This window comes from Streptomyces sp. NPDC031132 (genome assembly GCF_055570595.1).
The window spans coordinates 1-6,946 of sequence record NZ_JBVIGX010000077.1 but is presented as its reverse complement, the minus strand read 5'-3'; the positions used below and the strand labels follow the sequence as shown (position 1 = coordinate 6,946).

Below are 6,946 nucleotides of genomic sequence, written 5' to 3'. Positions count from 1 at the left end.
CCCCCCCCCCCCCCCCCCCCCCCCCCCCCCCCCCCCCCCCCCCCCCCCCCCCCCCCCCCCCCCCCCCCCCCCCCCCCCCCCCCCCCCCCCCCACTCCGAGGAGGTTTGCCCTTGCGGGCGGGCGCTTCGTCAGGCGTTGACGCAGGTGTTGCCGAACGCGGGGTTCAGCAGCGCGATGATGTTCACGGTGTTGCCGCAGACGTTGACCGGGACGTGGACCGGAACCTGGACGAGGTTGCCGGACAGCACGCCGGGGGAGCCGATGGCCTTGCCGTCGGCGACCGAGTCGGCCATGGCGGGCGAGGCGGCACCGGCGGCCATCAGAACGCCGGCGGCCAGCACCACTGCCTTCTTGTACGTCATTTGTTTTCGATCCTTCCCGCAGAGGCGTGTCCACTGCAGAAATAACAACGAGTGGGTCCGGAAAAAGAAACCGCAGATTTTCGCGGTCGGCTCCGTAATTCACCGTAATTCACCTCAACGCCCGGCGGCCGGAAAGTGCGGTGAATTCACGACGCTATTGCGGCGCCGACAAGCGGCGAGGCCGCCGCGACCCGGAGGGTGCGGCGGCCTCGCTGACGCGGGGTGCGGTCAGCTGCGGACGGATCCGTTGCCCGACAGGACCGGGATGTTGTCCAGGATGTGGGAGAGCGGCTCGTCGCCCTTGGCCTGGGTGGAGTTCTCGGTGCACTGCTGGTTCATCGGGTTGGACAGGACCGGGATGTCCTGGACGCCGACGTTGAGGAGCGCGAGGATCGACTGGGCGTTGACCTTGGCCGGCAGGGCGATGCAGGGCTTGTTGAACGAGCCCTGGATGAGCGCCATCTGGGGGCTCATGGTGCCGTACGTGGCCTGGTTGCCGTAGATCTGCGAGGCGCCGTTGCCGTTGACGGTGTTGACGCCGTTGTCGTTGCCGATGGCCATCGCCTGCGGGGCCATGGCGGCACCGATGCCCACGACCGAGGCTGCAGCAGCCGCGGTGGCCATCATCTTCTTGATCATTGTCGTCCCTTTTTTGCTGGATTGCCCGGTGGTGGAGCACCCGGATCAACGCCCGGGCCCCGGTTCGGGTTGCGTGGCTTCACTCGGATGCCGTCGTTTCGGGCAGCGCCGTTGACAGCCCGGGTGACGCTCAGGCGTTGACGCAGGTGTTGCCGAACGCCGGGTTGAGCACGCCGACCAGGTTGGCGGTCAGGCCGCAGACGTTCACCGGGATGTGGACCGGGACCTGGGCCAGGTTGCCGCTCAGCACGCCGGGGGACCCCGCCGCGACGCCCTCCGCCGAGCTGTCCGCGGAGGCGAGGCCCGCGCCGCCCATCAGGACCGCAGCGCCCGCGACCGCCGTCGTGGCGCCGCGCATCAGCCTCTTCTTCATCTCCGATTTTCCTTTCGGTTCGAACGGTGGTGCAACCGCATAACGACCCGCCGACTGCGAGGGTGCGTGTTATCGCCCAAAAGGCCGTACGAGCGAGTCCGGCGTGATTTCCCGCCTGACTTCTGACAAAGTTCACTCCTGTTTTGTCCCCTTGATCGAAAATGGAGACAGGGTCATGGGTTCGTCCCGCAGAATCCTCGGCACGCTCGGTCTGCTGTCCTGCCTCGTACTTTCGGCGAACGTTCCCGCTGCGGCCGAGGCCGCAGCTGCCACAGCCCCGCCGGGCCCGGCGGCGCCCGCCGTGCGGGAAATGCCCAAGGTCCCGTTCACCCAGCGTTACCAGGCCGTCCAGCGCGGCGGGCTGGTCCGGGCCTCCAACTCCTCCATCGCCTGCCGCCGGGAAGAGGCGCCGGACGCCGAGCCGTGCGCCGAGGTCAAGCGGGGCGCGGCCGGGGTCAACAGCGATTTCGACATGTTCTACAGCGAGGTCGACAAGGACCCGGACACCTACAACTCCACCCGGGCCGAGCTCAAGGTCCCGCAGGGCGCGAAGGTCTCGTATGCCCGCCTGTACTGGGGCGGGAACCTGAGGGTGGGCGAGCAGAAGCCGCCGCAGGACAACGGCCGGGTGCTGGTGGCCGAGCCGGGCGGTGCGTACAAGGAGGTCCTCGCCGACACCGTGATCGGCCACCGCACGGACGCGGGCAGCGATGCCTACCAGGCCTCGGCCGACGTCACCCCGCTGGTCCGCAAGGGCGGCGGCGGGATGTGGACGGTCGCCCAGCTGAACATCGCGATGGGCAACTCCGAGGTGGGTGCCTGGGGCGGCTGGACGCTGGTCGTGGCCTACGAGCACCCGCAGGAGCCGGTACGCCGGGTCTCGCTGTGGGACGGCTTCGCATCGCTCGCCGCGGGTGCGGGCGAGGCGGCCGGCGAGACGGTCGAGATCCCCGGCCTGGACGCGGCCGCCGGGTCCGCGGGGAAGGCCGGTGTGGTCGCGTACGACGGGGACCGCGGGACCCTGGGTGACTCACTCACGGTGACCGCCGACAGCGGCCGCCGGGTCAACGTCAGCGATGCTGAAAATCCTTTTAATGATGTTATGAATTCCACGATCACGGAATTCGGGCATCAATCTTTCGTGCGACAGCCCGAACATATGAATAATCTCGGATATGACGCGGACGTGTTCGATCTGAGTCCCGCCCTGTCCGGTGGCGCCCGCAGCCTGAGCTTCAGGTTCGCGGGCGAAAGTCAGGGTCAATTCCTCGGCGTGCTCTTCGTTCAAACAGACGCGCGCCGCTGAACGTAGGAGACCGCTCCGCGTGCCGACACAGCCTCCCCCTGCTCAGCCCTCCCGTGCGCAGGTCCCGATTCCCCGCCCCCTGTCCGTCCTGCATCTCGTCCAGCCCGTCGACGGCGGTGTCGCCCGCGTCGTCGTCGACCTCGTCCGCGCCCAGACGGCCGCCGGCCTGCGGACCGCCGTCGGCTGCCCGCGCGGCGGGCAGCTCGCCGACGCCGCACGCGCCGCCGGTGCCGAGGTGCTCACCTGGCGCGCCGGGCGAGCCCCCGGGCCCGACCTGCCCGCCGAAGTGCTCGGCGCCCGGCGGGTGATCGGCCGGTTCCGGCCCGACGTCCTGCACGCCCACAGCGCCAAGGCGGGCCTCGCCGGGCGGCTCGCCGTGCGCGGGGCCGTGCCCACCGTCTTCCAGCCGCACGCCTGGTCCTTCGACGCCGTCGGCGGGGCCACCGCCGCGCTCGCCCTGCGCTGGGAGCGGTTCGGAGCCCGTTGGGCCGACCGGGTGCTCTGCGTCAGCGAGGCCGAACGCCGGGCCGGCGAGGCCGAGGGGATCGCCGCCCACTGGTCGGTGATCCGCAACGGCGTCGACCTCGACCACTTCCGCCCCGGCGGGCCCGACCGGGCCGCCGACCGGGCCCGGGCGCGTACCGAACTCCCGTTGCCCGCCGCCTTCCTGGGCGACGGGCCGCTCGCCGTCTGCGTGGGCCGGCTCTGCCAGCAGAAGGGCCAGGACATCCTGCTCCGGGCCTGGCGGGAGGTGCTCGGCAACATCCCCGAAGCCCGCCTCGCGCTCGTCGGCGACGGCCCCGACACCGAGCGGCTGCGCCGCACCGCGCCGCCCGGGGTGCTCTTCGCCGGAGCCGCCTGCGACATCCGACCGTGGCTTCGGGCCGCCGATCTCGTTGTACTGCCGTCGCGGTGGGAGGGCATGGCGCTCGCCCCGCTCGAAGCCATGGCCTGCGGCCGACCGGTCCTGGTCTCCGACGTCAGCGGTGCCCGGGAGAGTCTGCCGCCCGGCCAGGGACGGCTCTGCCTGGTACCGCCGGAGGACCCGACGGCGCTGGCCAAGGCCCTGGGACGGCTGCTCGCAGAACCGCGGCTGCTCGCCGAACTCGGGGAGCAGGCCCAGCAGCACGCCCGGACCGACTTCGACGTGCGGCGGACCACGGACGCGGTCACCGGTCTGTACCACGAACTGCTGGGCAGGCCCCGGCCCTTGAACCAGGAGCGCATCAGCCGATGACGATGGACAGCGCACCCGCCCGGCACACCGGGCAGGGCGGCACGGGGCCCGCCGGCGGCACCGCCGGCACCGCAGCCGTCCGACGGTCCGTGACCGCCATCCACCCCCCACGCCGGCCCAGGGTCGACCAGGCCCGGACGCTGGTGCGGCCGCAGCGGGTCCGGCGCCGCGACGGGGTCCTCCCGCTGCTGACCGCCGATGCGCTGGCCGCCGTACTCACCACGACGGCCCTGGCCCGGCCAGGGGCGGCGCTGCCGGTCGAGGCGGCCGCCCCGATCGCCGTGCTGGCCGCCGCGCTGCACGCGCAGGCCGGGCTGTACCGGCCGCGGCTCGCGCCCTCCGCGCTGCTCGAACTGCCCGCTCTGGCCGGGCGGGCCGCCGTCCTGTGGTGCGGGGTCGCCGCGGTCGTGGCCGCCGCGGCACCGGGCCGGGCGCTGGGCTGGTCCGCCCTGCTGAGCGCCGTGTGCCTGCAGATCGTCCTGACGTGCACGGGCCGCGCGTTCGCCAACCGGCTCCGTCGCCGCTCCGCCCGGCTCCGCCCCGCCTCCGCCCTCGTCGTCGGCCCCGGCGCCGGGGCGAGCGCCGTCGCCGCCGCCCTGCACGGGCGCCCCGAGTACGGGCTGCGGCCCGTCGGGCTCGCCGACACCGGCGCCGCCGAGCAGGGCAGCGGCAGCGTGCCGGTGCTCGCCACCCACGAGGACATCCGGCGCGCGGTCATCCAGAACTCGGTCCGGCACGCGGTGTTCACCCGCCCGCCGGAGGCCGACGAGCGCACCGCCTCCCTCGTCCGGCTCTTCCACGACCACGGCTGCCGGCTCTGGCTCGCCGACCCGGCCGGCACCGCCAAGGTGACCGGCATGCGGGTGGCGCAGCCTGCCGACCAGCTGTGGGGGTACGCCGTACAGCCGCTGCTGCCCCGCCCGTCCCGCCCGGTGGAGCGCTGGGTGAAGCGGGCCGTCGACGGGCTGCTGGCCGCGATCGCGCTGATCGCGGCCGGGCCCGTGATGGGCCTGTGCGCGCTCGCGGTACGGGTCTCCGACGGGCCCGGGGTGATCTTCCGGCAGGAGCGGGTCGGCCTGTACGGGCGCCCGTTCACCCTGCTGAAGTTCCGTACCCTGCGCGCCGACGAGCACGAGTCCGCCACCCGGTGGACGGTCGCGGGCGACCACCGGATGAGCCCCATCGGGGCCTTCCTGCGCAAGTCCTCGCTCGACGAGCTGCCGCAGCTGTGGAACGTCGTACGGGGTGACATGAGCCTGGTCGGACCGCGGCCGGAACGGCCCTTCTTCGTGGCGAAGTTCGCCGCCGTGCACCCCGGTTACGAGGCCCGGCACCGGATGCCCGTCGGCATCACCGGACTCGCCCAGATCAACGGCCTGCGCGGGGACACCTCCATCGAGGACCGGGCCCGCTTCGACAACCACTACATCGACACCTGGTCGCTGTGGCAGGACCTGTGGATCCTCGCCCGCACCGCGGCCTCCTTCTTCCGCTTCCGGCTGGGGGGCAGCTGATGAGCGTCGCCGTATCCATGGGCGGCTCGCGGCCGCCCGACGCGGCGGGGCTGCTGCGGCGGCACTGGCCGCTGCTGCCGCTCGCCGCCACCGTCCTGCTGCTCCTCGCCCCGATCGCGGCGGGCGACGCGAGCACCTCCGGCAAGGTGGGCCCGGCCGATGCCGCCTCGCTGCTGCTGGTGTTCGTGTGCGCTGTACAGGCGCTGCGCGGGCGGGTGCGGGAGCTGAGCCCGCTGGGCGTGCTGGTGCTGGGCGTGCCCGCCGTGGGGCTGGCCGTCGCGACCGTGACCGCCGGGGACCCGTACGCGGCGCTGCCCGGCTTCGTGCGCTACCTCCAGGTGTTCGTGCTGGTCCCGGCGGCGATCGTGCTGCTGGTGCGCGACGCCGGGGAGTTCCGGCTGGCGGCCGGCTGCTTCGTGGTGCTGGCGCTGGTGCAGGGCGCGGTGGGGGTCGTGCAGTACGCGACCCACACCGGGGCCTCGTACCAGGGCGAGGACGTCCGGGCCGTCGGCACCTTCGGCCCCGGCGACGTGATGGGCATGGCCACGGTGGTGGCGTACGGGCTGGTCGTGGCGACCGCCGCGGCGCTGGCTCCGGGGCTGCCGCGCCGGGTACGGCAGACGGCGGGCGCCGCGGCCCTGGTCCTGGTGGTGCCGCTGGTGCTGTCGTTCAGCCGGGGCGCCTGGATCGCCACTGCCGGCGCGGCGGTGCTGGTGATGCTGCTGGCCGGGATCCGGCGGGCCCTGAAGGTGCTCCTCGCGCTGGCCGCGGCCGGGGTGGTCCTGGTGGGCGGGCTCGGGGTCGGCTCCGAGATGGTGGCGGAGCGGCTGACCTCGATCACCCAGGTCTCCAGCGCCCCCGACCAGTCGGTGACCGACCGCTACACGATGTGGGCCGCCGCCGAGTCGATGTGGCGCGAGCGGCCGGCGGTCGGGGTGGGCCTCAAGGGCTTCCCGGCCAACCGGGACGGGCACTCCTCGCTGGGGCTGTCCTCCGGCAGTGACACCGCGGGCGCGGGGCAGGCGTACATCCGCCAGCCGCTGCTCTCCCCGCACAACATGTACCTGCTGGTGCTGAGCGAGCAGGGCCTGGTCGGGCTGATGACGCTTGCCGGGGGCTGGGCGGCGCTGCTGGTCGCGGGACTGCGGCGGTGCGCCACGGGCGGGTCCGGGCTCCAGGACTGCGGGCTGATCGCGATCGGGCTGTTCGTCTGGCAGCTCACCGACTTCCTGTACGCGGACATCGGCGGCCCGTCCACCGTCCTGACCGGGGTGATCATCGGCCTGGCGGCCTGGTGGGCGCTGCCCTCCCGGCAGGACGCAGCCGGACTCGCCGCGGCCGCGGGCGGGCGCACCGGCCTCGCGGCCGGCCTGCGCGCCGTACCGGGTGCGGACGGCCGGTGACGGATACGACGCCCTGGCGGCGGGGGGGGGGGGGGGGGGGGGGGGGGGGGGGGGGGGGGGGGGGGGGGGGGGGGGGGGGGGGGGGGGGGGGGGGGGGGGGGGGGGGGGGGG

Annotated in this window: 7 protein-coding genes; 4 read left to right on the top strand and 3 right to left on the bottom strand. The window is 73.8% G+C overall.

Annotated features, from left to right (window positions below; genetic code table 11):
* Positions 1-129: 129 nt before the first annotated feature.
* From ACZ49B_RS38940 to ACZ49B_RS38930, 3 genes are all read right to left on the bottom strand, one after another.
* Entirely contained in the window at positions 130-363 is a 234-nt protein-coding gene (locus tag ACZ49B_RS38940; protein ID WP_468316017.1) for a chaplin, read from the bottom strand.
* 228 nt (positions 364-591) lie between these two features.
* Positions 592-1,002, bottom strand: a complete 411-nt coding sequence (locus ACZ49B_RS38935) for a rodlin (RefSeq protein WP_468316014.1) — start codon at positions 1,000-1,002, stop codon at positions 592-594.
* A 130-nt stretch (positions 1,003-1,132) separates the two neighbouring features.
* Positions 1,133-1,375 (bottom strand): chaplin, encoded by a 243-nt coding sequence (locus tag ACZ49B_RS38930; protein ID WP_468316013.1) that lies wholly within the window; start codon positions 1,373-1,375, stop codon positions 1,133-1,135.
* A gap of 103 nt (positions 1,376-1,478) precedes the next feature.
* Between ACZ49B_RS38930 and ACZ49B_RS38925 the strand changes: the two genes are divergently transcribed.
* The 4 genes from ACZ49B_RS38925 to ACZ49B_RS38910 all read left to right on the top strand — a co-directional run bounded on the left by ACZ49B_RS38925 (position 1,479) and on the right by ACZ49B_RS38910 (position 6,835).
* Complete coding sequence (locus ACZ49B_RS38925; protein ID WP_468316010.1) at positions 1,479-2,681, top strand: DUF3344 domain-containing protein; 1,203 nt, start codon at positions 1,479-1,481, stop codon at positions 2,679-2,681.
* A 67-nt stretch (positions 2,682-2,748) separates the two neighbouring features.
* Positions 2,749-3,918 carry a glycosyltransferase gene (locus ACZ49B_RS38920; protein WP_468316019.1) on the top strand — a complete coding sequence of 390 codons (1,170 nt, stop codon included), beginning with the start codon at positions 2,749-2,751 and terminating at the stop codon, positions 3,916-3,918.
* Entirely contained in the window at positions 3,915-5,432 is a 1,518-nt protein-coding gene (locus ACZ49B_RS38915; RefSeq protein WP_468316008.1) for an exopolysaccharide biosynthesis polyprenyl glycosylphosphotransferase, read from the top strand. Before ACZ49B_RS38920 ends, ACZ49B_RS38915 begins: the two co-directional genes overlap by 4 nt.
* Positions 5,432-6,835, top strand: a complete 1,404-nt coding sequence (locus tag ACZ49B_RS38910) for an O-antigen ligase family protein (RefSeq protein ID WP_468316006.1) — start codon at positions 5,432-5,434, stop codon at positions 6,833-6,835. Before ACZ49B_RS38915 ends, ACZ49B_RS38910 begins: the two co-directional genes overlap by 1 nt.
* The last annotated feature ends 111 nt before the right edge of the window (positions 6,836-6,946 follow it).